Origin of the sequence: Lelliottia amnigena (genome assembly GCF_019047465.1) — a bacterium.
GTDB lineage: Bacteria > Pseudomonadota > Gammaproteobacteria > Enterobacterales > Enterobacteriaceae > Enterobacter > Enterobacter amnigenus.
In genome coordinates, this window is sequence record NZ_CP077236.1 from 1259205 (window position 1) to 1284193 (window position 24989).

A 24989-nucleotide genomic window follows, 5' to 3' on the forward strand; every position below is an offset into this window, starting at 1 on the left:
TACCGTCAGAGCTGAAAAACAGTGCGATTATGCGGGTTGTTCAACAGTGCCAGTGTAATATCCTGCAATTATTCTGGTATTCAGCATGCTGCATTGATAATACCGCTTTCAGACAGTGAGTCAGATCACACTCTCTTATTGCTTCCTCTGCGTTAAGTTCGTCAAAAATACTCAAAATAACCTTTTAAATCAAAAATATAACCCCTCTTTAGCACACTTTTGTATAAATAAGATTGCCATTTGACCTGTGTATCAATTCCCGATAAGTTGGAAATCCGCTGGAAGCTTTCTGGATGAGCAGCCTGCTCATCATATTTATGCAGTAATTGAGATTCCCTCTGAAGCAAGTCCTCAAACTTGTTTGACCTGTGCGAAAAGGATATTAAGAGGGCGAATGCGAGGTACGCGTATGACACGCAAACCCCGTCGCCGCGCTCTTTCTGTGCCTGTGCGCCACGTCCAGATGGGAAGCCCGAAGAGCCTGGGGAGGTTCACTGATATGTTGTACGATAAATCCCTTGAGAAGGATAACTGTGGTTTCGGCCTGATCGCCCACATAGAAGGCGAACCTAGCCACAAGGTGGTGCGTACCGCTATACACGCACTGGCCCGCATGCAGCACCGTGGCGCGATCCTCGCTGATGGTAAAACCGGCGACGGTTGCGGTCTGCTGCTGCAAAAACCGGATCGTTTCTTCCGCATTGTTGCGCAAGAGCGCGGCTGGCGTTTAGCCAAAAACTACGCTGTCGGCATGCTGTTCCTGAATCAGGATCCTGAAAAAGCTGCCGCATCACGCCGCATCGTCGAAGAAGAACTTCAACGCGAAACCCTGTCGATTGTCGGCTGGCGCAATGTGCCAACCAACGAAGGAGTACTCGGTGAAATCGCCCTCTCCTCGCTGCCTCGTATTGAACAAATTTTTGTGAATGCGCCTGCGGGCTGGCGTCCGCGTGATATGGAACGCCGACTGTTCATTGCCCGCCGTCGCATTGAAAAACGTTTGCTGGATGATAAAGAGTTCTACGTGTGTAGCCTCTCAAATCTGGTGAACATCTACAAAGGTCTGTGTATGCCGACGGACCTGCCGCGCTTTTATCTGGACCTCGCGGACCTGCGTCTGGAATCGGCCATTTGCCTGTTCCACCAGCGCTTCTCCACGAACACCGTTCCGCGCTGGCCGCTGGCTCAGCCTTTCCGCTACCTGGCACACAACGGTGAGATCAATACCATCACCGGTAATCGCCAGTGGGCGCGTGCACGTACTTATAAATTCCAGACCCCATTGATCCCCGATCTTCACGATGCCGCACCGTTCGTGAATGAAACCGGCTCGGATTCCAGCTCCATGGATAACATGCTGGAACTGCTGCTGGCAGGCGGGATGGATATCGTGCGTGCGATGCGTCTGCTTGTTCCGCCTGCCTGGCAGAGCAACCCGAATATGGATCCTGAGCTGCGCGCGTTCTTTGACTTTAACTCCATGCACATGGAGCCGTGGGACGGCCCGGCGGGCATCGTAATGTCCGATGGACGTTATGCAGCCTGTAACCTGGACCGTAACGGTCTGCGTCCGGCGCGCTACGTCATCACCAAAGATAAGCTGATCACCTGCGCATCAGAAGTGGGCATCTGGGATTACCAGCCTGACGAAGTGGTCGAAAAAGGCCGCGTCGGTCCGGGTGAGTTGATGGTTATCGACACCCGCAGTGGACGCATTCTGCACTCGGCAGAAACGGATGACGATCTGAAAAGCCGTCACCCGTACAAAGAGTGGATGGAGAAAAACGTCCGCCGTCTGGTGCCGTTCGAAGATCTGCAGGATGAAGAAGTGGGCAGTCGTGAACTGGATGACGACACGCTTGCCAGCTTCCAGAAACAGTTTAACTACAACGCCGAAGAGCTGGATTCAATTATCCGCGTGCTCGGTGAGAACGGCCAGGAAGCCGTCGGTTCAATGGGTGACGATACCCCGTTTGCCGTGCTTTCCAGCCAGCCACGCATCATTTACGACTACTTCCGTCAGCAGTTTGCGCAGGTAACCAACCCGCCAATCGATCCGCTGCGTGAAGCGCATGTGATGTCGTTGGCGACCAGCATCGGTCGCGAAATGAACGTCTTCTGTGAAGCCGAAGGCCAGGCGCACCGCCTGAGCTTTAAATCGCCGATCCTGCTGTACTCCGATTTCAAACAGCTCACCACCATGACAGAGGAGCATTACCGCGCCGACACGCTCGATATTACGTTCGACGTGACCGAAGCGAGCCTCGAAGAAACGGTGAAAGCCTTGTGTGATAAAGCAGAACAAATGGTGCGTGATGGCACCGTTCTGCTGGTGCTGTCAGACCGTAACATCGCTAAGAACCGCCTGCCGGTTCCTGCACCGATGGCGGTGGGCGCGATCCAGACCCGTCTGGTGGATAAGAGCCTGCGCTGCGACGCCAACATCATCGTTGAAACCGCCAGCGCGCGCGACCCGCACCACTTCGCCGTGCTGCTGGGCTTTGGCGCTACCGCCATCTATCCATATCTCGCCTACGAAACGCTGGCGAAACTGGTTGATGGGCGCGTCATCGAAAAAAATTACCGCACCGTGATGCTGAACTACCGTAACGGCATCAACAAAGGCCTGTACAAAATCATGTCCAAGATGGGCATCTCGACCATCGCCTCTTACCGTTGCTCCAAGCTGTTCGAAGCGGTCGGTTTGCACGATGACGTCGCCGATCTCTGTTTCCAGGGTGTGATCAGCCGTATCGGCGGAGCTGGATTCTCTGACTTCCAGCAGGACTTGCTGAACCTGTCGAAACGGGCCTGGCTGGCGCGTAAACCGCTGGATCAGGGTGGATTCCTGAAATACGTTCACGGTGGCGAATATCACGCCTACAACCCGGACGTGGTTCGCACGCTGCAACAGGCGGTTCAGAGCGGTGAATACAGCGATTATCAGCAGTATTCGAAGCTGGTGAACGAACGTCCTGCAGCTACCCTGCGCGATTTGCTGGCGGTCACGCCGGACGGCAAAACGGTCAATATTGATGACGTGGAACCGGCGAGCGAGCTGTACAAACGCTTTGATACCGCGGCCATGTCCATCGGTGCACTGAGCCCTGAGGCGCACGAAGCGCTGGCTGAAGCGATGAACAGCATCGGCGGCAACTCGAACTCCGGCGAAGGCGGCGAAGATCCTGCGCGCTACGGCACCAATAAAGTGTCACGCATCAAGCAGGTGGCTTCAGGTCGCTTCGGCGTCACTCCCGCATATCTGGTTAACGCCGATGTGATTCAGATTAAAGTCGCTCAGGGTGCAAAACCGGGCGAAGGCGGTCAGCTGCCGGGCGATAAAGTGACGCCGTACATCGCCAAACTGCGCTACTCAGTGCCGGGCGTGACGCTGATCTCCCCGCCGCCGCATCACGATATCTACTCTATCGAAGATTTGGCACAGCTGATTTTCGACCTGAAGCAGGTCAACCCGAAAGCGCTGATCTCCGTGAAGCTGGTTTCTGAACCGGGCGTGGGCACCATTGCGACTGGCGTGGCAAAAGCCTATGCGGATCTGATTACCATCGCGGGCTACGACGGCGGTACGGGTGCAAGCCCGCTTTCCTCCGTGAAATATGCGGGTTGTCCGTGGGAGCTGGGCTTGGTTGAAACGCAACAGGCACTGGTGGCCAACGGTCTGCGCCACAAGATCCGTCTGCAGGTTGACGGCGGTCTGAAAACCGGTCTCGACATCATTAAAGCCGCTATTCTGGGGGCTGAAAGCTTCGGCTTTGGTACGGGCCCAATGGTTGCGCTCGGCTGTAAATACCTGCGTATTTGTCACCTGAACAACTGTGCAACGGGCGTGGCAACTCAGGACGAAAAACTGCGTAAAAACCATTACCACGGTTTGCCGTTCAAAGTGACCAACTACTTTGAATTCATCGCCCGCGAAACCCGCGAGCTGATGGCGCAACTGGGCGTGACGCGTCTGGTAGATCTGATTGGCCGTACCGACCTGCTGAAAGAGCTGGAAGGTTTCACCGCCAAACAGCAGAAGCTGGAGCTGTCTAAGCTACTGGAAACTGCACAGCCGCATCCTGGCAAAGCCGTTTACTGGACCGAGACCAACCCGCCGTTTGATAACGGCGTGCTCAACGCCCAACTGTTGCAGCAGGCGAAACCGTTTGTTGATGACAAACAGAGCAAAACGTTCTGGTTTGATATTCGCAACACTGACCGTTCTGTTGGCGCGACGCTTTCTGGTTATATCGCGCAAACCCATGGCGATCAGGGCTTAGCTGCCGATCCGATTATCGCGCACTTCAGCGGTACTGCAGGTCAGAGCTTTGGCGTCTGGAATGCGGGCGGCGTTGAGCTGTATCTGACTGGCGATGCCAACGACTACGTCGGGAAAGGCATGGCAGGTGGATTGCTGGCGGTGCGTCCTCCGGTCGGTTCTGCGTTCCGCAGTCATGAAGCCAGCATTATCGGCAATACCTGTCTGTACGGTGCCACCGGTGGTCGTCTGTTTGCCGCAGGTCGCGCAGGTGAACGTTTCGCGGTGCGTAACTCGGGCGCCATCACGGTGGTTGAAGGCATCGGCGATAACGGCTGTGAATACATGACCGGCGGGATTGTCTGCGTATTGGGCAAAACCGGCGTGAACTTCGGCGCGGGCATGACGGGCGGTTTCGCCTACGTCCTGGATGAGGACGGTGAGTTCCGCAAACGCGTGAACCCAGAGCTGGTGGAAGTGCTGGACGTTGAAACACTGGCCATCCATGAAGAACATCTGCGCGGTTTGATTACCGAACACGTGCAGCATACCGGTTCTTCGCGCGGCGAAGAGATCCTGGCAAACTGGCCAGCATTCTCAGCGAAATTCGCGCTGGTCAAACCGAAGTCCAGCGATGTTAAAGCACTGTTGGGTCACCGTAGTCGTAGCGCAGCAGAGCTGCGTGTGCAGGCGCAGTAAGGGGTAGCAATGAGTCAGAACGTATACCAGTTTATCGATCTGCAGCGCGTTGATCCGCCGAAGAAACCGCTGAAGATCCGCAAAATTGAATTTGTAGAAATTTATGAGCCGTTTTCAGAAGGCCAGGCCAAGGCACAGGCAGATCGCTGCCTGTCCTGCGGCAACCCTTACTGTGAATGGAAATGCCCGGTACACAACTACATCCCGAACTGGCTGAAACTGGCTAATGAAGGGCGTATCTTCGAAGCCGCTGAGCTGTCTCACCAGACCAACACCCTGCCGGAAGTGTGTGGCCGCGTGTGCCCGCAGGACCGTCTGTGCGAAGGTTCTTGTACGCTGAACGACGAGTTTGGCGCGGTGACTATCGGTAACATCGAGCGCTATATCAACGATAAAGCGTTTGAGATGGGCTGGCGTCCAGACATGACCGGCGTGCGTCAGACCGACAAACGCGTCGCCATTATCGGCGCGGGTCCGGCTGGCCTGGCCTGTGCTGACGTGCTGACCCGCAACGGCGTCAAAGCTGTCGTGTTTGACCGTCACCCGGAAATCGGCGGCCTGCTGACCTTCGGTATTCCAGCCTTTAAGCTGGAAAAAGAGGTGATGACGCGTCGTCGTGAAATCTTCACTGACATGGGTATTGAGTTCAAACTGAACGTCGAAGTGGGTCGTGATATCCAGATCGACGATCTGCTGAAGGATTACGATGCCGTATTCCTCGGCGTCGGGACCTATCAGTCGATGCGCGGCGGTCTGGAAAACGAAGACGCTCCGGGCGTGTTTGACGCCCTGCCGTTCCTGATTGCCAACACCAAGCAGATGATGGGCTTCGGTGAAACCACCGCTGAGCCGTACGTCAGCATGGAAGGTAAACGCGTTGTCGTCCTTGGCGGCGGTGATACCGCGATGGACTGCGTGCGCACCTCTATTCGCCAGGATGCCACGCACGTGATTTGTGCTTATCGTCGTGACGAAGAGAACATGCCAGGTTCTAAACGCGAGGTAAAAAACGCGCGTGAAGAGGGCGTGGAGTTCCAGTTCAACGTCCAGCCTCTGGGCGTGGAAGTGAATGCGAACGGTAAAGTGAGCGGCGTGAAAATGGCGCGTACCGAAATGGGTCAGCCAGACGCGCAAGGTCGCCGTCGCGCGGAAATCGTGGCAGGTTCAGAGCATGTGGTTCCGGCTGATGCGGTGGTGATGGCGTTTGGTTTCCGTCCTCACAGCATGGAGTGGCTGGCGAAACACAGCGTTGAGCTGGACTCGCAGGGCCGCGTGATTGCCCCGGAAGGTAACGAAAACGCCTTCCAGACCAGCAACCCGAAAATCTTCGCCGGTGGCGATATCGTTCGCGGTTCAGACCTGGTGGTGACAGCGATTGCCGAAGGCCGTAAAGCGGCCGAAGGGATCATGAACTACCTGGAAGTGTAAAAACGAAAGCCGGATGGGTTAACCATCCGGCTTTTTTATGCGCTCAGTAAACTGGCGCGCACTTTAATCACCACTTTCTTTATCTCTTCAGATTCCGTCACCACGCAGCCGGGTTTATGCGGCTCACCGGGCATAAAAATCGCGTACATCCCCGGCTTCATATCGATCTGCTGCATACCATGAATCAGGCTACACAGCTGATAATCGTCTTCTGCGTGTTGCTCCTCGCACTGCCGCGCCGAACCTGACACGCCGAACTGAATCCGCTCTTCACCTGCCAATAAAAGCTGGATGTCGATGTAACATGCGTGTAATTCCGCTTTCTTCTGTTCCGGTAACTGGGTGGCAAATTCCATTACGTTCATGAAGATATCGTCGCCCTGTAATGCATAGCGACCCGGCGGTTTATCCTGCGGCCAGGCCGCAACGCCCAGCATCAACGCGTCTTGCAAGACCGGATGAATTCCCGATAAAGACAGCGCTCTCACCTCACCCATCATCATGATTAACCTCCTCGACCCAGTAATGTCGCACCCAATAAACCGGCATCATGCCGGTAATGTGCCGGGCGCACGGCAACGTGATAGACCGGCGGGAGCTGCGCTAACGACTCAACGACCTGGGGTAAATACCCTTCGGCCAGCCCGATACTGCCACCCACAACGACCATCTGACAGTCGGTGACGGCTTTGACGTCGGCAATCAGTCGCGCCAGCGTCAGTGCGGAACGCGCAATAACGTCGCGGGCCTGCTGATGGCCCTGCGCCGCATGGCTGAATATCGCTTTGGCATTCAACCCAGCCAGATCGCCCTGCGCCATCGCCGCAATACCCCGGCCAGAGGCGATAGCCTCCACGCACCCCGTCCGCCCGCAACCACATACCGGCCCCTGCGGATCGGCAAGCGTGTGGCCCAGATGCCCGGCCAAACCACCCGATCCCGTTTGCAATAACCCGTTCAGCACCATGCCCCCGCCGACGCCGGTTGAGACGGTAATAAAAACCATCTCTCTAAAGTCAATCTCCAGCGCGTGGTATTCCGCCCATGCCGCAGCCTGCGCATCGTTCACCGCCATGGCAGGCAGACCGGTGATGTTTTCCAGCGTCTGTACCAGCGGGAAATGAAGCAGCCCGCCAAGATTAAGGGGGTTAATCGCCAGCAAAATACCTTCGCGAATAATGCCCGTCGAGGCGATGGCGACGTGCGTTGCCTGCTTCATCAGCGGGGTCACCAGCTCCGTTAACGCAGCGACTAGCGCATCGGGCGTTTTGCTGGCGGGCGTGGGCATTTCGCGTCGCTCACGAATGTGCAATGCGTTGTCGATCAGCGCGGCAGCGAGTTTTGTCCCGCCGATATCAATAGCCAGCGTCGTCATTTCACCGCCTCACGTTCGCTTTTGATGCTGCCTAAAGGAACAGCTCCGCTGAACGGTTTACCGTCAATCGCATCATGGGTGCGCAGTGCCTCAGGGCGGATCCAGCGCTGCACGCGAGACGGCATATCCAGGCCAATCAGCAGGATGACAACAAACGTTAAGCCGAACGAGAGCGAACCGAGCGCGGTGCCCAGCTCCAGACGTTGCGCCAGCAGCGCACCAATCACCGGCGCAATCGCCCCACCCAACGCGCCGACGTTGTAGGTAAAGCCCAACCCCGCTGCACGCTGATCGGTATCGAAATAGCCGCCGATGAGCTTCGGCAGAATGCCGGAAATACCCTGCCCGAGCATCTGCTGGAAGAAGAGCAGAAAACCGAGTACCCAAATATTGGAACCGCCAATGGCGAAGACCGGAATGATAAGGAGCTGCGAGGCCAGCAGGCTGCAAACGTATGCTTTGCGCGTCCCCAGCCAGTCGCCCAGGAAACCACCAACACAGCAGCCAACCGCTGCACCAAATCCGCTGAAGAACAGCACACGCGCCACCATCGCCGGATCGTAAGCCAGATCCGTTTTCAGATAGGTCGGCAGCAGCGCCTGAATCGGCCATGAATAGAGGAACGCAAACAGCACGACCACCATCAGCGTCACGCCCGTTGGCCAGCGCTTACCGCTGCTTTGCACCATAAAGCTGATAAACACAAAGGCGCACAGCAGGCCGAGGATCATCACCAGACCGGCATTGTTTAGCTCTCCAGCAAAACAGAACCACAGCGCCGTGCCCGCGAAGAGCGTCATGACAATATTTATCACCCGATGTTTGCCACGATAGAGAATATCCACCATCGTGCGCACGGGCGCTTTGCCTTCGTGCTTCGCTTTCCAGTCTTCCGCTTCCGGAATATTTTTACGCAACCACAGAGCAAAAATGATCGGCAGAATGCCGATAAAGAACAGCGCGCGCCAGCCCCAGACGGGTACGACGAGGCTGTAGATCTGCGCCGCGATAACGGCCCCCACAGAGAAACCGGAGATCAAAAAGCCGCTGGCTTTGTTACGCAGATGCTTGGGCCAACTTTCGATCACGTAGGTGGCGCTCGAGCCATATTCGCCTGCCATTCCCATGCCGATCACCATGCGGGCAATAAACATCGTGATGTAGCCCGGCGCAAAACCGCACGCCAGCGTCCCACAGGAAAACAGCACGATACTGGTGATCATCGCCAGTTTTCGCCCGTAGCGATCGCCCATAGCGCCAAGCAGCAAGCCGCCAAACCATCGGGAGATAAAGGCGGCGGATATCAGGCTGGCCGCCTCGACCGTTGTCAGTCCGAACTCCGTTTTAACTTCCGTTAACACCAGCGCTATCAATACAAAATCGAAACCATCCAGCAGATATCCCAACCACGCGGCGGAGAAGGCACGCCACTGGGGGCGGCTGAGATGGCGGTACCACGGGATGCTTTGGGTAGGAATACGCATTTAACTCTCCCGACGCTCTGTTTTTGTCTGTTTAGCCCAGCGGCAATGCGCCGCCGGGCAACGCACTACGCCTTCTCAACCATCAATTGTTTCGCCAGCGCTTTTAGCTCAGGCAAATATTGTTCAGCCACCGGTGCAAAGGGTTTGCGACATAGCGGGACGGAGACCACATCCATGTAATGCAGAACCATTTTCAGGCCACGGAATACGCCGGTTTTTATCAGCAGATCGATAACTTTATTGCACTCACTTTGCAGGTGCTGGGCCGTCGCGTTGTCACCCTCGCGGACAGCTTTGGCGATGGCCTGGTAGCGCCAGCCCATAATGTTGTACGTGCTGCCGATACCGCCATCAGCGCCTGCCAGCAAACCTGAAGCGAAGATCTCGTCATAGCCGTTATAGAGCACCAGATCCGGATGCGCGCGGCGGATCTGTTCCATCTGGAAGAGATCGCCCGACGTTTGCTTCAGCGCGCCAACGCCCGGCAGCGTCACCAGGGTGTTGATCTGATCAAGCGTCAGCTTCACGCCGCTCAGCGCCGGAATGTTGTACACCACCATCGGCAAACCATTCGAAGAATCAATAATTGCACGGTAGTGGTCGCAATGTTCTTCAAAGCTGAAGGGATAGTAAAACGGTGTGACGGCTGACACAGCGTCAAACCCAAAACGGCTGGCAGACGCCGCTAACTGCTGGCTTTCCGCCGTGCTTACGCAGCCGACATGCGCGATTAACGTGATTTTGCCTTTCGCCTCTTCCGCCACGATTTCGAGAACCTGTTCGCGCTCGGAAAGGCTTTGTACAAAGGCTTCGCCGGTTGAACCGCCGACGTACAGACCGTCGATCCCCTGCTGAATATTGAACTGCACCAGACGACGTAAGCTCTCTTTATCGAGTGCCTGCTGATTGTTGAATGGAGTCAGGAGTGCGGCCATCACGCCACGTAATTGCTTTGCCATAGATACCTCAGTGTGTTTTGGTCTACTTAATTGATATACCTTTATACCTGTTATACCAGAACAAATAAGCAGCACTGCATACAGAACGCTTATAATGCGATCTGCTTCACTAAAGGATCGTTATTTCTTCTTTTTGGATCCCTGGCCGAACGCGTGCCAGGTGGCGGAAACACTGTTGAGATGGGATTGAAGCGCCCGATCGGCTTCATCGGGATCGTGTCGGCGGATCGCATCGACAATCGCAATATGCTGGCGATAGCTGACGTTATTGTGCTCGTAGAGTTCGGCGTCGGAGACTTTTGGACGGGCCGCGATCAGCCAATCCAGCAGCGCTACGTGGATCGCCATAAAGATGGGATTACCGGGGATCTCCGCCAGCACGCGGTGAAAATCGACATCGGATCGGATAAATAGCGCATTGTCACTGAGTGACTGACTGTTGATTTCGAGCGCCTTTGACAAGCTTTCAACCTGCTCATCCGTGGCGTATTCCGCCGCATAGCGCACCAGGCTGGATTCAAAAAACAGCCGTAGCTGCTCAAAGTGGGTAATCCCGCCGGGTTGCGTGAGGAAATCTTTCGCCATGCCGGAGAGTTCACCGATGATGGTGTCGGCAGAAGGCATGGAAACGCGCGCGCGCTCACCATTGTTAATCTGCACCAGCCCTTTGCGTTTTAAGGCGGCCAGCGCTTCACGCACGGATGGACGCCCAACGTTGAAGAACTCCATCAGTTCACGCTCTGACGGGAGTTGTTCTCCCTGCGCAAACTCCTGCCGGCGAATCATTTGCTCCAGTTCTTCTTCGACCATTTCGGAGAGTTTTTTACGCGCCAGCGGACGACGACGCAAACTGCGACCCACGGTTTCGGTTGAATTTTCCGCTTGAAGATCAGTTGGTTTCATAAAAACTCGGGTCAGAAGAGTGACAATCAGTGACAACGATTTATCATATCATAGGATTTTTAGCGTAGCGAAAATCCCTGGATAGCAAAACAGGCCCAAGGGGCCTGTTTGATTATTTCACAACACGTAACGCTGGGCGACCACCGCGCGGCGGCGGATCGTCATCCGGATCGTTGTCATTGTCATGATCGGGCTTATCGCCATCGATAACGGACATGACCGTTTCGCTTTCGCTACCGGTAGAGCCGTCTTCATCGTTGAGGCGGGCGACGTCTTCATCATAAGCCGCTTCCGGCTCAAACATCGTACCCGCGCCGTTTTCACGCGCATAGACCGCCAGTACGGCTGCCAGTGGCACAGAAACCTGACGCGGTACACCGCCGAAGCGGGCGTTGAAGCTCACTTCGTCGTTGGACAGCTCAAGATTACCGACCGCACGCGGAGCAATATTCAACACGATTTGCCCGTCGCGCGCGTATTCCATCGGAACTTGCACACCCGGCAACGTCACATCCACCACCAGGTGCGGCGTCAGCTGGTTGTCCAGCAGCCATTCATAGAAGGCGCGCAGCAGATACGGACGGCGTGGAGACAGCTGTGACATTTCCACAATCGTTAACCTCGGCCAAGACGCATTTCGCGTTCCGGCTCTGTCAGGGAGGCGAGGAAAGAATCACGCTCAAACACCCGAGTCATATAGCCTTTCAGCTCTTTCGCACCCGGACCGCTAAATTCTACGCCCAGAGACTGCAGGCGCCATAACAGCGGAGCCAGATAGCAATCGACCAGACTGAACTCATCGCTCAGGAAGAATGGTTTTTGACCAAACACCGGGGCGATCGCCAGCAGTTCTTCACGCAGTTGCTTACGAGCAGCATCCGCTTCAGAAGAGGAACCGTTGGCGATAACGTTCATCAGCGTGTACCAGTCTTTCTCGATACGCTGCATATACAGGCGGCTTTCGCCACGCGCAACCGGGTAAACCGGCATCAGCGGCGGATGAGGGAAACGCTCATCCAGATATTCCATAATGATGCGGGATTCCCACAGGGTCAGCTCGCGATCCACTAGCGTTGGTACGCTCTGGTTCGGGTTGAGATCGATCAGATCCTGAGGCGGGTTATCCTTTTCCACATGCTCGATCTCAAAACTGACACCCTTCTCGGCCAGCACGATACGAACCTGATGGCTATAAATGTCAGTAGGACCAGAAAACAGCGTCATTACCGAACGTTTGTTGGCAGCGACAGCCATGAAAACCTCCAGGTATATTCAGAATAGTACTGCTACTAGCCACGATGGCTAGCCAGATGATTTGTCACCCATCCCAGAGAACAACCGATTTGTGCATAAATTGAACAAAAATCGAGGGTTCGCCGACATTTGGGCAGAAAATTGGATGATAGTTTACCAGATTTTGCAGGGTTTGTGGTGAGGGGATTCTGGAAATGCTGAAAAAGAACTGAGAATCAAATAAATACTGTGGATAACATTAACATTATCCATAAAAAAAACCCGCCGAAGCGGGTTTTTCGCCAATCCTTCTGCCAAGGCAGAAAAAAGATTAACGCTTGGAGAACTGTGGACGACGACGTGCTTTACGCAGACCCACTTTCTTACGTTCAACCTGACGCGCGTCACGAGTGACGAAGCCAGCTTTACGCAGTTCAGAACGCAGGGATTCGTCGTACTCCATCAGAGCGCGTGTGATACCGTGACGGATCGCACCAGCCTGACCAGAGATACCACCACCTTTAACAGTGATGTACAGATCCAATTTTTCAACCATATCAACCAGTTCCAGCGGCTGGCGAACTACCATGCGGGCAGTTTCGCGACCGAAGTACTGTTCCAGAGAACGCTGGTTGATTACGATTTTACCACTGCCCGGTTTGATGAACACACGAGCGGCGGAGCTTTTGCGGCGACCAGTGCCGTAGTATTGATTTTCAGCCATTGCCTATAATCCCGATTAGATGTCAAGAACTTGCGGTTGCTGTGCCGCGTGGTTGTGCTCGTTGCCTGCGTAAACTTTCAGTTTACGGTACATAGCACGACCCAGCGGGCCCTTTGGCAACATGCCTTTAACCGCGATTTCAATCACACGCTCAGGACGGCGGGCAATCATCTCTTCAAAGGTCGCTTGTTTGATACCACCGATGAAACCGGTGTGATGGTAATAAATTTTGTCTTCGCGCTTGTTGCCGGTTACAGCAACTTTTTCTGCGTTCAGAACGATAATGTAATCACCAGTATCAACGTGCGGAGTGTATTCCGCTTTGTGCTTACCGCGCAGGCGAAGAGCCAGTTCGGAAGCCAGACGACCCAGAGTTTTACCGGTCGCGTCAACAACATACCAGTCGCGTTTTACGGTTTCTGGTTTAGCTGTAAAAGTTTTCATTAAAAGCTTACCCAAATAATAAGTTACACGTTGGTGAACACCCAAACGTTTAGTCAGTTGAGGCTCACACGACATTGTCCAGCAAACCTACCCCTTCGAATAGCCTATGCCGGCACATAGAAAGTTTTGGGAAAAAAACCTTCTCGTAACGTGGGGTCGCAAGATTATAGAGAAGTCAGGGTCAAAGATCGACCCCTAAATGTGATTAGTCGCAAGGTTTTCCGGTAAGCGGCCAGTTTTGTCGAATGCGTTCTCTGACAACACCTTTCACACCGTTAAAAACCATGCGCTAGGGCATGTGAGCACGCTTCAAATACTCTTCGCTTTGCATTTCCTGCAAACGTGACAAACAGCGCTGGAATTCAAATTTCAGCCGCTCGCCCTGGTAAATTTCATATAACGGCACTTCCGCGCTGACCACCAGTTTGACGTGGCGCTCGTAAAACTCATCCACCAGTGCAATGAAACGGCGGGCTTCGCTCTCCATCAGCGGCGTCATCACCGGAACATCAGATAGCATCACGGTGTGGAACAGACGCGAGAGTGCAATGTAATCGTGCTGGCTGCGGGCATCTACACACAGCGTCGCAAAGGACACGGCCAAAGTTTGGTTTTCCACCCCAAGGGTTTGCAATGGGCGGTGATTGATTTCCAGTTCAGGCGATGTATCACGCTTAGCACCCGCCAGCGCGAGCCACAGTTTATCCATTTGGCCCTGGGTCTGCTCGTTCAAAGGAGACAGCCAGAGATGCGCCTGGGTCAGCGTGCGCAGACGGTAATCCACACCCGCATCCACATTCATGATGTCGCAGTGTTCTTTAATCGCATCGATTGCAGGTAAGAAGCGCGCGCGTTGTAGACCGTTACGGTACAGATCGTCTGGCGGAATATTCGACGTCGCCACCAGCGTAATGCCACCCGCGAAAAGGGCTTTCATCAGGCCGCCAAGCAGCATGGCGTCGGTGATATCTGAGACAAAAAACTCATCAAAGCACAGGACGTCGGTTTCCGCTTTAAAACGGTCGGCGACAATTTCCAGCGGATCGCTGTGGCCTTGCAGCGCCGTGAGTTCTTCATGCACGCGCAGCATAAAGCGGTGGAAGTGCAAACGCTGCTTCCGCGTGCCGGGCAGGCTTTGATAAAACATATCCATTAGCCAGGTTTTGCCCCGCCCCACACCGCCCCACATATATAAGCCGCGAATCGGGGGAGCCGTCTGCGGCTCTTTTTTCCCCAACAGTCGCCCAAACGCGGCTTTCAGCCCGCTGGTTTGCGCCGTTTCAGTGGGTTCGGTCGTCAATTTTTGATAGATAGAATTCAGGCGATTTACCGCGTCGCGCTGCACATCATCTGGCTGGTGAGTGCCCTCGTCCAGGGCTTGTTGGTAACGCGATGTTGGAGACAGGCTTTGCATGATCTTGTTGTTATTCCTTCAATTAATCCTCGCCAGCATGCTCAACTGGTGAAAAAAAGGCCGTTCTACAGTACGCGATGATACGTCAGGATTCCACTTCTGAAGAAATAGCGGTTATAGTGGCATAATCAGGCACAGGCAGGAGCCGCGCCAATACCCTACGGAACCACAAGACAACGGGAGAAGTTCATGACCTGGGAATATGCGCTAATTGGTTTAGTCGTCGGCATCGCAATCGGTGCTGTAGCCATGCGTTTCGGTAATCGCAAATTGCGTCAGCAACAGTCGTTACAATACGAACTGGAAAAAAACAAAGCCGAACTGGAAGAGTATCGTGAAGAGCTGGTCAGCCACTTTGCCCGTAGCGCCGAGCTGCTGGACAACATGGCCGATGACTATCGCCAGCTGTACCAACATATGGCAAAAAGCTCCAGCAATCTGCTGCCGGAGATGGGCGCTGAAAGCAACCCGTTCCGCAACCGTCTGGCTGAGTCCGAAGCCAGCAACGACCAGGTTCCAGTGCAGATGCCGCGTGATTATTCAGACGGTGCTTCCGGCCTGCTGCGCGGTGGTGTAAAACGCGATTAATCGCACATCTCCAATATATTTTACGGGCGCAGCCCTTGCGCCCGTCCTTTCTTTCCCTTCCCAGCTATTATTTAGTCAATTACCTCATTGTTCAGTGGTTTAAAATTCAATAACATCAAACTGTTTTTGGGCCGTTTTTCCCTTTATTCCAGGTTATGAGAGCCAGCATCAATGAAGAAAAAAAACCAGCTGTTAAGCGCTATCGCGTTAAGTGTCGGGTTATCTCTCACGGCGTCATGGCCTGCGACTGCGGCCCTGCCTTCACAGGTGCCTGGTGAGGCAGCTATTCCAAGCCTTGCGCCAATGCTTGAAAAAGTGTTGCCGGCGGTGGTCAGCATCAAGGTTGAGGGCACGGCGGCGCAGAGCCAACGTATACCCGAAGAGCTTAAAAAATATTTTGGTGAAGAGGGGCCCGATCAGCCAACCCAGCCGTTTGAAGGGCTAGGCTCCGGAGTGGTGATTGACGCGGCGAAGGGCTACGTGCTGACGAACAATCACGTTATCAGCCAGGCCGATAAAATCAGTGTGCAGATGAACGATGGTCGCGAGTTTGATGCCAAACTGATTGGCAGCGACGATCAAAGTGATATCGCGCTACTGCAAATCCAAAATCCCAGCAAGCTGACGCAAATTGTTATCGCGGATTCCGACAAACTCCGCGTCGGTGATTTTGCTGTCGCCGTGGGTAACCCTTTCGGTCTGGGCCAGACGGCGACCTCCGGGATTATCTCCGCATTGGGTCGTAGCGGTCTGAATCTCGAAGGCCTGGAGAACTTCATCCAGACTGATGCCTCCATTAACCGCGGCAATTCCGGCGGCGCGTTGCTGAATCTCAACGGTGAGCTGATTGGTATCAACACCGCGATCCTCGCGCCCGGTGGCGGCAGCGTCGGGATCGGCTTTGCGATCCCCAGCAATATGGCCAAAATCCTGTCGCAGCAGCTGATTGAATCAGGCGAGGTGAAGCGCGGGCTGCTGGGAATTAAAGGCATGGAAATGAGCGCTGACATCGCAAAAGCCTTTAATCTCGACGTGCAGCGCGGTGCATTTGTCAGTGAAGTTCTGCCGAACTCCGGCTCCGCAAAAGCGGGGGTGAAATCGGGTGATATCATCGTTAGCCTCAACGGTAAACCGCTGAGCAGCTTCGCTGAATTACGCTCCCGTGTTGCCACCACGGAGCCCGGGACGAAGGTGAAACTTGGGCTGCTGCGCGATGGCAAGCCGCTGGAAGTCGAAGTCACACTGGATAAGAGCACCTCATCATCGGCCAGTGCTGAACTGATCGCCCCTGCACTGCAAGGCGCGGCGCTCAGCGATGGGCAGCTTAAAGACGGTACCAAAGGTATTTCTATCGAGAGCGTCGAAAAGAGCAGTCCCGCCGCACAGGCAGGCCTGCATCAGGATGACGTCATTATCGGTGTTAACCGTAACCGTGTTCAGTCGATCGCAGAGATGCGTAAGGTCCTGGAAAGCAAGCCAGCCGTGATTGCGCTGCAAATCGTCCGTGGCAACGATACGCTCTACATCCTGTTACGCTAAGCATTCGCTCATCCGGACATCACCGCTGCATGTGATGTCCGGATAAGTCATGCTATGCTGCATCCGTCCCTTAATTAATGACGCCCGCATCATGTTTCTTAAGCTATTTCGTTCAGTTGCTATCGGTTTAGTCGTTGGCGGCCTATTACTGGCTGCAATGCCCTCTTTACGTCAGTTAAATCAGCTGGCGGCACCGCGTTTCGACAGTGCTGATGAGACGCCTGTGAGCTACAACCAGGCGGTTCGCCGTGCTGCGCCTGCTGTGGTTAACGTCTATAACCGCGGCCTCAATAGCTCCGCGCATAATCAACTGGAGATTCGTACTCTCGGCTCAGGCGTGATCATGGATGAGCGCGGCTACATCATTACCAATAAACACGTTATCAACGACGCGGATCAGATTATCGTCGCCCTGCAGGATGGCCGTGTGTTTGAAGCCTTATTGGTTGGCTCGGACACGCTGACCGACCTCGCCGTCCTCAAAATCAATGCCACGGGCGGGCTGCCGGTGATTCCGATCAACCGTAAACGCACGCCGCATATTGGCGATGTGGTGATGGCGATTGGTAACCCTTATAACCTTGGGCAAACTATTACCCAGGGGATAATCAGCGCAACCGGTCGTATCGGTTTGAACCCCTCCGGGCGACAAAATTTCCTGCAAACGGACGCCTCTATTAACCACGGTAACTCCGGCGGCGCGCTGGTGAACTCGCTGGGAGAACTCATGGGCATCAATACCCTGTCGTTCGATAAAAGTAACGATGGCGAGACGCCTGAGGGCATCGGCTTTGCGATCCCGTTCCAGTTGGCAAACAAAATTATGGACAAGCTGATTCGCGATGGCCGCGTGATCCGTGGCTATATTGGCATCGGTGGCCGTGAAATTGCGCCAATGCACACCCAGGGCGGCGGCATCGATCAGATTCAGGGTATCGTGGTCAATGAAGTGACACCGGGCGGTCCGGCGGCTAACGCAGGGCTACAGGTGAATGACGTGATTGTTTCGGTCAACGGCACGCCTGCCGTATCCGCGCTGGAAACCATGGATCAGGTGGCGGAGATTCGTCCTGGCTCGATTATTCCAGTCGAAGTGATGCGTAATGACAAAAAACTGACGCTTCAGGTGACGATTCAGGAATATCCCGCCACTAACTAAAAAGCATAAAAAACCGGAGCGCATGGCTCCGGTTTTTTTATAACTGGGGGTCGATCACTTGCTTACGAACTCTTCACCCAGAGTGATATCTTTCTTCAGCGTGTCCAGCATGCCTTCCATCGCTTGTTGTTCAAACGCGCTCAGCTTGCCGATTGACTGACGTTCTTCGATACCATTTTTGCCCAGCAGCAGCGGCTGTGAGAAGAAGCGGGCATGCTCGCCATCCCCTTCAACATACGCACATTCTACTACGCCTTTCTCGCCTTGCAGCGCACGCACCAGAGACAGACCGAAACGTGCAGCCGCCTGGCCCATAGACAGTGTCGCTGAACCGCCACCCGCCTTCGCTTCGACCACTTCGGTGCCGGCGTTCTGAATACGTTTAGTCAGGTCAGCCACTTCCTGCTCGGAGAAACTCACGCCAGGGATCTGCGACAGCAATGGCAAAATCGTCACGCCAGAGTGACCACCGATAACCGGAACCTCGATATCAGATGGCGATTTGCCTTTCAGTTCCGCAACAAACGTGTTGGAACGGATGATGTCCAGCGTGGTCACGCCAAACAGTTTGTTCTTATCGTATACACCGGCTTTCTTCAGCACTTCTGCTGCGATAGCAACCGTGGTGTTTACTGGGTTAGTGATGATACCCACGCACGCTTTCGGGCAGGTTTCAGCAATCTGTTGAACCAGGTTTTTCACGATACCGGCGTTAACGTTGAACAGATCGGAACGATCCATCCCCGGTTTACGCGCGACACCTGCGGAGATCAGCACCACATCTGCGCCTTCAAGCGCCGGACGTGCGTTTTCACCGGAGAAGCCTTTGATTTTCACAGCTGTTGGGATGTGGCTCAAGTCAACTGCCACACCAGGTGTGACCGGAGCAATATCATACAGGGAGAGTTCTGAGCCGGAAGGCAGTTGGGTTTTCAGTAGTAGGGCAAGCGCCTGGCCGATACCACCAGCAGCGCCGAGGACTGCGACTTTCATCCTAAACTCCTTATTATGGTTAACTTAAATGTCTGTGACTCCGTTGCGGCGACCTTAATTCAGCAGATGAATAAAAACAATTTTCGTAGCTAAAGAATTTGAGGTCGCACTTCTTTCGCCTTCGCCTGAACGCTTACGGGCAATTTTCAGCAACAAAGCAACGAATCAAGAGGGGGTTACCATACACCCTGCCTCGTCATCAAAACAACATCATTTTGATAACATTTAATTTACTTTTAAGGTTATTTGCGCGACGTGACCCAGGCATGTTTTCCGATAACAAAATTTGATAAAATCACTCCCTTTCATAACATTATCTCCCCCTCATCCTCGTCCGATAATTTGCATAAAAATTCATTTACATGCATAATGATGACATTCCATCGTCCTGAATAGGGTGACATATGCGAAGCTCGTCAAAACAAGAAGAATTAGTGAAAGCGTTTAAAGCGCTGCTTAAAGAAGAGAAATTTAGCTCTCAGGGAGAGATCGTCCTGGCCTTACAGGAACAGGGCTTCGAGAATATCAATCAGTCAAAAGTCTCCCGCATGTTAACCAAGTTTGGCGCGGTACGGACTCGCAACGCCAAAATGGAAATGGTCTATTGCTTGCCAGCAGAGTTAGGCGTGCCGACCACCTCCAGCCCTTTGAAGAATCTGGTTCTGGACATTGATTATAACGATGCCGTTGTCGTGATTCACACCAGCCCAGGCGCTGCACAGCTGATCGCTCGCCTGCTTGATTCATTGGGTAAATCTGAAGGTATTCTGGGAACAATTGCGGGTGACGATACAATCTTCACGACGCCTGCGAACGGTTTCTCGGTTAAAGATCTGTACGAAGCCATCCTGATGCTGTTCGAACAAGAGCTTTAAAGTCCTTCCCTGCTGTTAATGGCAGCGGGGAATCTTCTGCCCCTTCCCCCTTTCACACCCTATTATTTTGCCCTTCTATTTTGCAATTAGTGCTTTCCCCTGCCTTTTCCTATTCATCCAGTGAATGTCACATCAACAAAACGCACAAAAAATCAAAAATACCTATCATGATGATTTTATTAAAATTAAAAATTTAAATGTCGATTTTTTAACCATTTTTATTCATTTTGGTTATATCTACTCAGCTCATTAACACCTAATTACATAGGAAACCATTAGTCTGGTATTAATTTTTAGCGTGATTAGTGTATACTTGATTTTGTGATGAGGGTCACGAAACAAAAGACCCCAATAAATTCGACGAGGTAAAGAATCATGAAAATCAAATCAACTGTAGCAGCACTGAGCATTCTATCCGTCCTGTCATTCGGTGCTTTCGCCGCCGACTCTATTAACGCGGATCAAGCACAGTCCCGTCAGGCAATGGGCACCGTATCAGTAGGCGCAATCGGTACTTCTCCGATGGATATGCATGAAATGCTGAACAAAAAAGCGCAAGAGCAAGGTGCATCCTCTTATCGCGTTATTGAAGCGCGTTCAGGCGATCATTGGCATGCGACTGCTGAGCTGTACAAATAAGTTAAGGCCACACCGAACACTGTAATTATCAACTCAGCGGCACCAGGCATAAAAAAAGCAGTTTAATCCTTCTGGCCGTTGAGAAAACGTTATTGAGGAAAATGACTATGAAAACCAAATTAATCATCGCAACCCTTGGCTTAGCTTCCGTTCTCTCCTTCGGTGCCAGCGCTGCTGCACACCTGGTGAATTCAGACGAAGCGCAGAATCTGCAATCAATGGGTAGCGTATCGGTCACCTCTATTGGGGGCGCACCAATGGATATCCGTCAGGAACTGGCGGCTAAAGCTGAGAAAGCAGGCGCCAGCAGCTATCGCGTGACTGAGTTAACTCAGGGCGATCACTGGCACGCAACGGCTGAGCTGTACAAATAAACCCTCGTCGTATCTCATCATACGACTTGCCCCTGACACGTTGTCAGGGGCTTTTTTATGCCTATCAGGAAGGCTGAACGTTAAAACGTAATTGCCCTTGCAGCTCTTCTTCCGCTTCATCAAACAGCAGAATCAAAGCGCCAAATCGCCGACGTAGTTTCTCCGGCAAATGGGTAAACTCGATCTCCAGCGGCATGGGCAATCCCCCGCTAATAATCACATCCCACAGCGAATCCAGATCGGTGACTTTTCCCCGTTCAAGTCCAAATGTACGTGAAAATTCATGCCAGAAGTCTTCCTGACTGTCGATTTCATCAAAATCAAACGTGTAGATATTCATTGCCGCCACCCCGTCCAGACAGACGACTTCCGCCGCCCTGACGCTGATTATAATCCCCCGATATGCAGGGTTTTGACTTCCAGAAATTCCTCCAGCCCCAGGACCGATCCCTCGCGGCCCAGCCCTGACTCTTTCACACCGCCAAACGGCCCCAGCTCGGTGGATACAGCGCATTCATTGATGCCAATCATCCCGCTTTCAATCGCCTGCGAGACGCGGAAAACACGCTGCAGGTTCTGCGTATAAAAATAAGCCGCCAGACCAAACGGTGTATTATTCGCACGTTGAATAACTTCATCCTCCGAGGTAAATCGGAAGCACGCGGCAACGGGGCCAAACGTCTCTTCTTCGGCAAGCTTCATGCCCTCGTGACAATCGCCTAGCACGGTTGGGAGCCAGAAATTGCCGCCCAGTGCATGCGGTTTCCCCCCCGCCAGCACGGTCGCGCCTTTAGCAACAGCATCCTCGACGTGCTCGCGCACTTTTTTGACCGCGGAAGGTTCAATTAATGGGCCCACAATGACGCCCTCTTCCTGACCATTCCCCACTTTCAGCGCCTCAACCGCGTCGGCGAGTTTGTTCACGAAGGAGTCATAGACAGATTCCTGGATGTAGAAGCGGTTCACGCTGACGCACACCTGACCCGCGTTACGGAATTTATTGGCAATCGCACCTTTCACAGCCGCATCGATGTCCGCATCCTCAAAGACGATGTAAGGCGCATTGCCGCCCAGTTCCATCGACACCTTTTTCATGGTTTCCGCAGCGTTACGCATGAGCGTTTTACCCACTTCGGTAGAACCGGTAAACGAGATTTTGCGCACCTCGTGGCTGGCCATAATCGCATCGCTGATTTCATGGGTATTTCCCGCCACAGCGTTAAGCACGCCATCCGGGACGCCGGCTTTTTTAGCCAGCGTTAGCAGCGCGAACGCGCTCAGCGGAGTATTGTTAGCGGGTTTAATCACCCCGGTACAGCCTGCGGCGAGTGCCGGGCCGAGCTTGCGGGTCAGCATCGCCATCGGGAAATTCCACGGCGTGATTGCCGCTACGACACCGATCGGCTCACGGGTTGCCAGAATGCGGGAGCCGGGTTTTACGGGCGGGATGATCTCGCCGTTAGCGCGTTTTGCCTGTTCAGCAAACCACTGAATAAAGCTGGCGGCATATTCCACTTCACCTTCCGCTTCTTTCAAGGGTTTGCCTTGCTCCGTGGTCATCAGTTGCCCGAGCCAGCTTTTATTCTCGATAATTAATTCATACCAACGATACAGGATCGCTGAACGCGCTTTCGCCGTTTTGGCTCGCCATTCAGGAAAAGCACGGCTAGCCGCCGCGATGGCTTCTTCGGTCTCTTTTTTCCCCGCTTTAGCCACTTTCGCGACCACTTCACCCGTTGCCGGGTTGAGCACATCAAATGTGGTGTCCAGCGTTTTCCACACGCCGTCGACCAGATAGCCGGTCTGGAAAAGCGCATTATCCTGAAGAGTCTGGGTGGTCATGTGTCCTCCTGATCTGGGTTTAAGAACCTGCCAGATTAAGTATAGCCACAAAAAAACCGACGCTTTTTGGCGTCGGTTTTTTCGGTCTTTAGCTATCGGTCAGCGCATTTTGATAGCGATGGAGGACGTCCGTTAGCCGTCGGACCGGTTCCGTCACCTGCAGTGGGGCCTCCCAGACGCGCAGTTTCTCCTGATAAACGTTTAGCTCCTCCAGCAACTGGCTAAAGTAGAGACGGCGTTTGTCGTCGCTGGAGGCCGAAATAACGCGATCGGCGGTGTGGCGAAGCTGGCGGTGAAACGCTGACAAATCATCATTGATGGGCACCGGCGCATTTCGCAGCCGCTGGTGGGCGATGATCATGGTCAGCGCCAGGCGAAATTTAGCGACATCGCCGGGGAATTTCGTCAAGAGTAAAAACAGCTGCTGATACAGCGCGGGCAGATGATTTTCTTTGCGACGCGCGGTATTGGTCGTCATCGCCGAAACGGCCGCAGAGACAAACTGGTTCAGCAGCACACGTCCGGTACGCGCCTGAGAATTATCACGCACCAGCAGAATCACCATCATCGCCAGGAAGCAGCCCACCAGCTGGCCTAACGCACTGTCGAGGAACTGATTAAAGTGAAACGTCATCGGGTTATCTAACACCAGGATGTTGATGGTGCTGGCCAGCGCACCGAGCGAGCCCAGCCGACGTTTCTGCACTTCAATCCCAATAAAGAACGCCAGCACCGCCAGGCTGATACACAGCAGTAACATGCTTTGCTGGGTCGACGGGAGGACCACCAGGAAGTAGAACGCACCGATGGGCAGTGCAGCGATAGCGCCGTAAAGGAAGTCAATCGCCACCATGCGTGGATTCGGCAGCCGCATCGCCAGCGATGTGACGACGGCAATCATCACCATCGCCCCTGTCCCGGATGTCCAGCCGGTCCAGAGCCAAAATAACGCGCCGAGCATGCAGGCCAGCGTAGTTCGCCAGAAGTTGACCATAGCATGGTGGCGTTCGGCCGATTCGGGTTTGATCACCACTTCACTCTGCAAAACGTCTTCTTCGATAGCGCTGATTTTGGTGTTACTCACCACGCCGCGCTTGAGCAGCAGAAAACGCGTCGCCGCGCCGACCCAGGTATAGATCGTCACCGGCGTATCGTGCTCACCGGTCCACGCCATCACCCGACGCATGCGTTTGAGCTGTCGATGCACATCCTGCACCGTTTCGACCGGCTCCTCGAACAGTTCGCGAAAAGTATCCGTGACCACTTCAGGGCGGGTGTTCTGGATAAGAAAGGTTTCGCACGCTTGGGTGATTAGCGTTAATGACACCGTATTAATGGCTTTCAGGCGTCGATTAGCACGCGACCAGCGTGAAGATTCCATATTCAGGTTGCTGCGCATTCCTTCCAGCGCAGCGGTACGGCGGACAAGCGCCCCCCAGGCATTGTCCATCTCTTCGCTGTCGCCATGCTTAATGCACAGCTGCATGAGTTGGTACTGAGCGACAATAATGGCATCCAGCTCACGGTCGACTTCTTGTTTAATGGATCGCGGCGAGAACAGCAGATCGGCAACGATCGCGCAGACAATACCAATCACGATTTCGCTGCAACGCTCAACGGCAAACTGCGGTGCAAGTAAAGGCTCAGCCTGAATCGTAATCACAATAATCAGCGCGGTGTAACCGGACAGCCCCCAGGCATACGAGTTTTCCACTTTCACCAGCGAAGAAGCCCATGTGCAAAAACCGGCCCAGACGCAGCACACCATTAGCATCAGCAGCGGCGAGCGAATCATCGTAATAATGATAACCAGCGCGGCCACACTGCCGATAAAAGTCCCGACGATACGCAGCATACCGCGATAGCGGATAGCGCCGGAATAGGGTTCGCCCCCGGCGGCAAAAGCGGGACCGGCTGCAACAATCGCCGCTGTCAGCACTGCCCAGCGCGGTGTCTCCAGCTGAAAGTGGAAGCCTACAAACAGTGCCAGAACGATGGCAGACGCCAGCTTAACGGCGAAGCGCAGATGCTGGCTGGCAATGGTAAAAATGCCCAT

22 protein-coding genes are annotated in these 24989 nt (G+C 53.9%); 8 read left to right on the plus strand and 14 right to left on the minus strand.

Translation table 11 applies throughout. The annotated features are described in order from the left end of the window. Positions 1-499 precede the first annotated feature (499 nt). Positions 500-4960: a glutamate synthase large subunit gene (gltB, locus tag I6L74_RS05935; RefSeq protein ID WP_072241712.1), complete on the plus strand. Its 4461-nt coding sequence runs from the start codon at positions 500-502 to the stop codon at positions 4958-4960. A 9-nt stretch (positions 4961-4969) separates the two neighbouring features. Further along, positions 4970-6388: a glutamate synthase small subunit gene (locus I6L74_RS05940; protein WP_059177311.1), complete on the plus strand. Its 1419-nt coding sequence runs from the start codon at positions 4970-4972 to the stop codon at positions 6386-6388. Between the two features lie 35 nt (positions 6389-6423). Here I6L74_RS05940 and nanQ read toward each other — a convergent pair whose 3' ends face one another. The 10 genes from nanQ to zapE all read right to left on the minus strand — a co-directional run bounded on the left by nanQ (position 6424) and on the right by zapE (position 14924). Next, a complete protein-coding gene (gene nanQ, locus I6L74_RS05945; protein ID WP_059177310.1) occupies positions 6424-6891 on the minus strand; it encodes an N-acetylneuraminate anomerase in 468 nt (155 codons plus the stop codon). A gap of 2 nt (positions 6892-6893) precedes the next feature. Continuing rightward, positions 6894-7763 (minus strand): N-acetylmannosamine kinase, encoded by an 870-nt coding sequence (gene nanK / locus I6L74_RS05950; RefSeq protein ID WP_059177309.1) that lies wholly within the window; start codon positions 7761-7763, stop codon positions 6894-6896. Next, positions 7760-9247 carry an MFS transporter gene (locus I6L74_RS05955; RefSeq protein ID WP_059177308.1) on the minus strand — a complete coding sequence of 496 codons (1488 nt, stop codon included), beginning with the start codon at positions 9245-9247 and terminating at the stop codon, positions 7760-7762. Before I6L74_RS05955 ends, nanK begins: the two co-directional genes overlap by 4 nt. A 65-nt stretch (positions 9248-9312) precedes the next feature. Next, positions 9313-10206, minus strand: coding sequence for an N-acetylneuraminate lyase (nanA, locus tag I6L74_RS05960; RefSeq protein ID WP_059177307.1), 894 nt, complete (start codon positions 10204-10206; stop codon positions 9313-9315). A gap of 120 nt (positions 10207-10326) precedes the next feature. Beyond that, positions 10327-11109, minus strand: coding sequence for a transcriptional regulator NanR (gene nanR, locus I6L74_RS05965; protein WP_059177306.1), 783 nt, complete (start codon positions 11107-11109; stop codon positions 10327-10329). A 112-nt stretch (positions 11110-11221) separates the two neighbouring features. Continuing rightward, a complete protein-coding gene (gene sspB, locus I6L74_RS05970) occupies positions 11222-11719 on the minus strand; it encodes a ClpXP protease specificity-enhancing factor (RefSeq protein ID WP_059177305.1) in 498 nt (165 codons plus the stop codon). 5 nt (positions 11720-11724) lie between these two features. Continuing rightward, positions 11725-12363, minus strand: coding sequence for a stringent starvation protein SspA (gene sspA, locus I6L74_RS05975; protein ID WP_059177304.1), 639 nt, complete (start codon positions 12361-12363; stop codon positions 11725-11727). Between the two features lie 310 nt (positions 12364-12673). After that, a complete protein-coding gene (gene rpsI, locus I6L74_RS05980) occupies positions 12674-13066 on the minus strand; it encodes a 30S ribosomal protein S9 (RefSeq protein ID WP_003860436.1) in 393 nt (130 codons plus the stop codon). A gap of 15 nt (positions 13067-13081) precedes the next feature. Continuing rightward, the gene (gene rplM, locus I6L74_RS05985; RefSeq protein ID WP_015960646.1) at positions 13082-13510 is read right to left on the minus strand and encodes a 50S ribosomal protein L13; all 429 of its coding nucleotides are present in this window, start codon (positions 13508-13510) and stop codon (positions 13082-13084) included. A 289-nt stretch (positions 13511-13799) separates the two neighbouring features. Then, complete coding sequence (zapE, locus tag I6L74_RS05990; protein WP_059177303.1) at positions 13800-14924, minus strand: cell division protein ZapE; 1125 nt, start codon at positions 14922-14924, stop codon at positions 13800-13802. A 189-nt stretch (positions 14925-15113) separates the two neighbouring features. On the opposite strand from zapE, the gene zapG reads away from it, so the two are divergent. The 3 genes from zapG to degS all read left to right on the plus strand — a co-directional run bounded on the left by zapG (position 15114) and on the right by degS (position 18210). Continuing rightward, complete coding sequence (gene zapG / locus I6L74_RS05995) at positions 15114-15512, plus strand: Z-ring associated protein ZapG (protein WP_059177302.1); 399 nt, start codon at positions 15114-15116, stop codon at positions 15510-15512. A 171-nt stretch (positions 15513-15683) separates the two neighbouring features. Continuing rightward, a complete protein-coding gene (gene degQ / locus I6L74_RS06000) occupies positions 15684-17051 on the plus strand; it encodes a serine endoprotease DegQ (RefSeq protein ID WP_059177301.1) in 1368 nt (455 codons plus the stop codon). A gap of 91 nt (positions 17052-17142) precedes the next feature. Then, positions 17143-18210: an outer membrane-stress sensor serine endopeptidase DegS gene (gene degS / locus I6L74_RS06005; RefSeq protein WP_059178018.1), complete on the plus strand. Its 1068-nt coding sequence runs from the start codon at positions 17143-17145 to the stop codon at positions 18208-18210. 54 nt (positions 18211-18264) lie between these two features. Here degS and mdh read toward each other — a convergent pair whose 3' ends face one another. Then, positions 18265-19203 carry a malate dehydrogenase gene (gene mdh, locus I6L74_RS06010; protein ID WP_015960651.1) on the minus strand — a complete coding sequence of 313 codons (939 nt, stop codon included), beginning with the start codon at positions 19201-19203 and terminating at the stop codon, positions 18265-18267. Between the two features lie 404 nt (positions 19204-19607). On the opposite strand from mdh, the gene argR reads away from it, so the two are divergent. From argR to yhcN (I6L74_RS06025), 3 genes are all read left to right on the plus strand, one after another. Next, positions 19608-20078, plus strand: a complete 471-nt coding sequence (gene argR, locus I6L74_RS06015) for a transcriptional regulator ArgR (RefSeq protein ID WP_015960652.1) — start codon at positions 19608-19610, stop codon at positions 20076-20078. Positions 20079-20453: 375 nt separating this feature from the next. Next, positions 20454-20717 (plus strand): peroxide/acid stress response protein YhcN, encoded by a 264-nt coding sequence (gene yhcN / locus I6L74_RS06020; protein WP_059177300.1) that lies wholly within the window; start codon positions 20454-20456, stop codon positions 20715-20717. Between the two features lie 107 nt (positions 20718-20824). Then, entirely contained in the window at positions 20825-21091 is a 267-nt protein-coding gene (gene yhcN / locus I6L74_RS06025) for a peroxide/acid stress response protein YhcN (RefSeq protein ID WP_059177299.1), read from the plus strand. Between the two features lie 64 nt (positions 21092-21155). On the opposite strand, the gene I6L74_RS06030 is transcribed toward yhcN (I6L74_RS06025), so the two are convergent. The 3 genes from I6L74_RS06030 to aaeB all read right to left on the minus strand — a co-directional run bounded on the left by I6L74_RS06030 (position 21156) and on the right by aaeB (position 24989). Further along, positions 21156-21431 carry a barstar family protein gene (locus tag I6L74_RS06030; RefSeq protein WP_059177298.1) on the minus strand — a complete coding sequence of 92 codons (276 nt, stop codon included), beginning with the start codon at positions 21429-21431 and terminating at the stop codon, positions 21156-21158. Between the two features lie 47 nt (positions 21432-21478). Next, positions 21479-22933 carry an NAD-dependent succinate-semialdehyde dehydrogenase gene (locus I6L74_RS06035; RefSeq protein WP_059177297.1) on the minus strand — a complete coding sequence of 485 codons (1455 nt, stop codon included), beginning with the start codon at positions 22931-22933 and terminating at the stop codon, positions 21479-21481. Between the two features lie 88 nt (positions 22934-23021). Then, positions 23022-24989 (minus strand): p-hydroxybenzoic acid efflux pump subunit AaeB, encoded by a 1968-nt coding sequence (gene aaeB / locus I6L74_RS06040; RefSeq protein WP_059177296.1) that lies wholly within the window; start codon positions 24987-24989, stop codon positions 23022-23024.

Coding starts and splice junctions, on each gene's coding strand:
- gltB (WP_072241712.1), top strand. CDS start 500: ATGTTGTACGATAAATCCCTTGAGAAGGATAACTGTGGTTTCGGCCTG.
- I6L74_RS05940 (WP_059177311.1), top strand. CDS start 4,970: ATGAGTCAGAACGTATACCAGTTTATCGATCTGCAGCGCGTTGATCCG.
- nanQ (WP_059177310.1), bottom strand. CDS start 6,891: ATGATGATGGGTGAGGTGAGAGCGCTGTCTTTATCGGGAATTCATCCG.
- nanK (WP_059177309.1), bottom strand. CDS start 7,763: ATGACGACGCTGGCTATTGATATCGGCGGGACAAAACTCGCTGCCGCG.
- I6L74_RS05955 (WP_059177308.1), bottom strand. CDS start 9,247: ATGCGTATTCCTACCCAAAGCATCCCGTGGTACCGCCATCTCAGCCGC.
- nanA (WP_059177307.1), bottom strand. CDS start 10,206: ATGGCAAAGCAATTACGTGGCGTGATGGCCGCACTCCTGACTCCATTC.
- nanR (WP_059177306.1), bottom strand. CDS start 11,109: ATGAAACCAACTGATCTTCAAGCGGAAAATTCAACCGAAACCGTGGGT.
- sspA (WP_059177304.1), bottom strand. CDS start 12,363: ATGGCTGTCGCTGCCAACAAACGTTCGGTAATGACGCTGTTTTCTGGT.
- rpsI (WP_003860436.1), bottom strand. CDS start 13,066: ATGGCTGAAAATCAATACTACGGCACTGGTCGCCGCAAAAGCTCCGCC.
- rplM (WP_015960646.1), bottom strand. CDS start 13,510: ATGAAAACTTTTACAGCTAAACCAGAAACCGTAAAACGCGACTGGTAT.
- zapE (WP_059177303.1), bottom strand. CDS start 14,924: ATGCAAAGCCTGTCTCCAACATCGCGTTACCAACAAGCCCTGGACGAG.
- zapG (WP_059177302.1), top strand. CDS start 15,114: ATGACCTGGGAATATGCGCTAATTGGTTTAGTCGTCGGCATCGCAATC.
- degQ (WP_059177301.1), top strand. CDS start 15,684: ATGAAGAAAAAAAACCAGCTGTTAAGCGCTATCGCGTTAAGTGTCGGG.
- degS (WP_059178018.1), top strand. CDS start 17,143: ATGTTTCTTAAGCTATTTCGTTCAGTTGCTATCGGTTTAGTCGTTGGC.
- mdh (WP_015960651.1), bottom strand. CDS start 19,203: ATGAAAGTCGCAGTCCTCGGCGCTGCTGGTGGTATCGGCCAGGCGCTT.
- argR (WP_015960652.1), top strand. CDS start 19,608: ATGCGAAGCTCGTCAAAACAAGAAGAATTAGTGAAAGCGTTTAAAGCG.
- yhcN (WP_059177300.1), top strand. CDS start 20,454: ATGAAAATCAAATCAACTGTAGCAGCACTGAGCATTCTATCCGTCCTG.
- yhcN (WP_059177299.1), top strand. CDS start 20,825: ATGAAAACCAAATTAATCATCGCAACCCTTGGCTTAGCTTCCGTTCTC.
- I6L74_RS06030 (WP_059177298.1), bottom strand. CDS start 21,431: ATGAATATCTACACGTTTGATTTTGATGAAATCGACAGTCAGGAAGAC.
- I6L74_RS06035 (WP_059177297.1), bottom strand. CDS start 22,933: ATGACCACCCAGACTCTTCAGGATAATGCGCTTTTCCAGACCGGCTAT.
- aaeB (WP_059177296.1), bottom strand. CDS start 24,989: ATGGGCATTTTTACCATTGCCAGCCAGCATCTGCGCTTCGCCGTTAAG.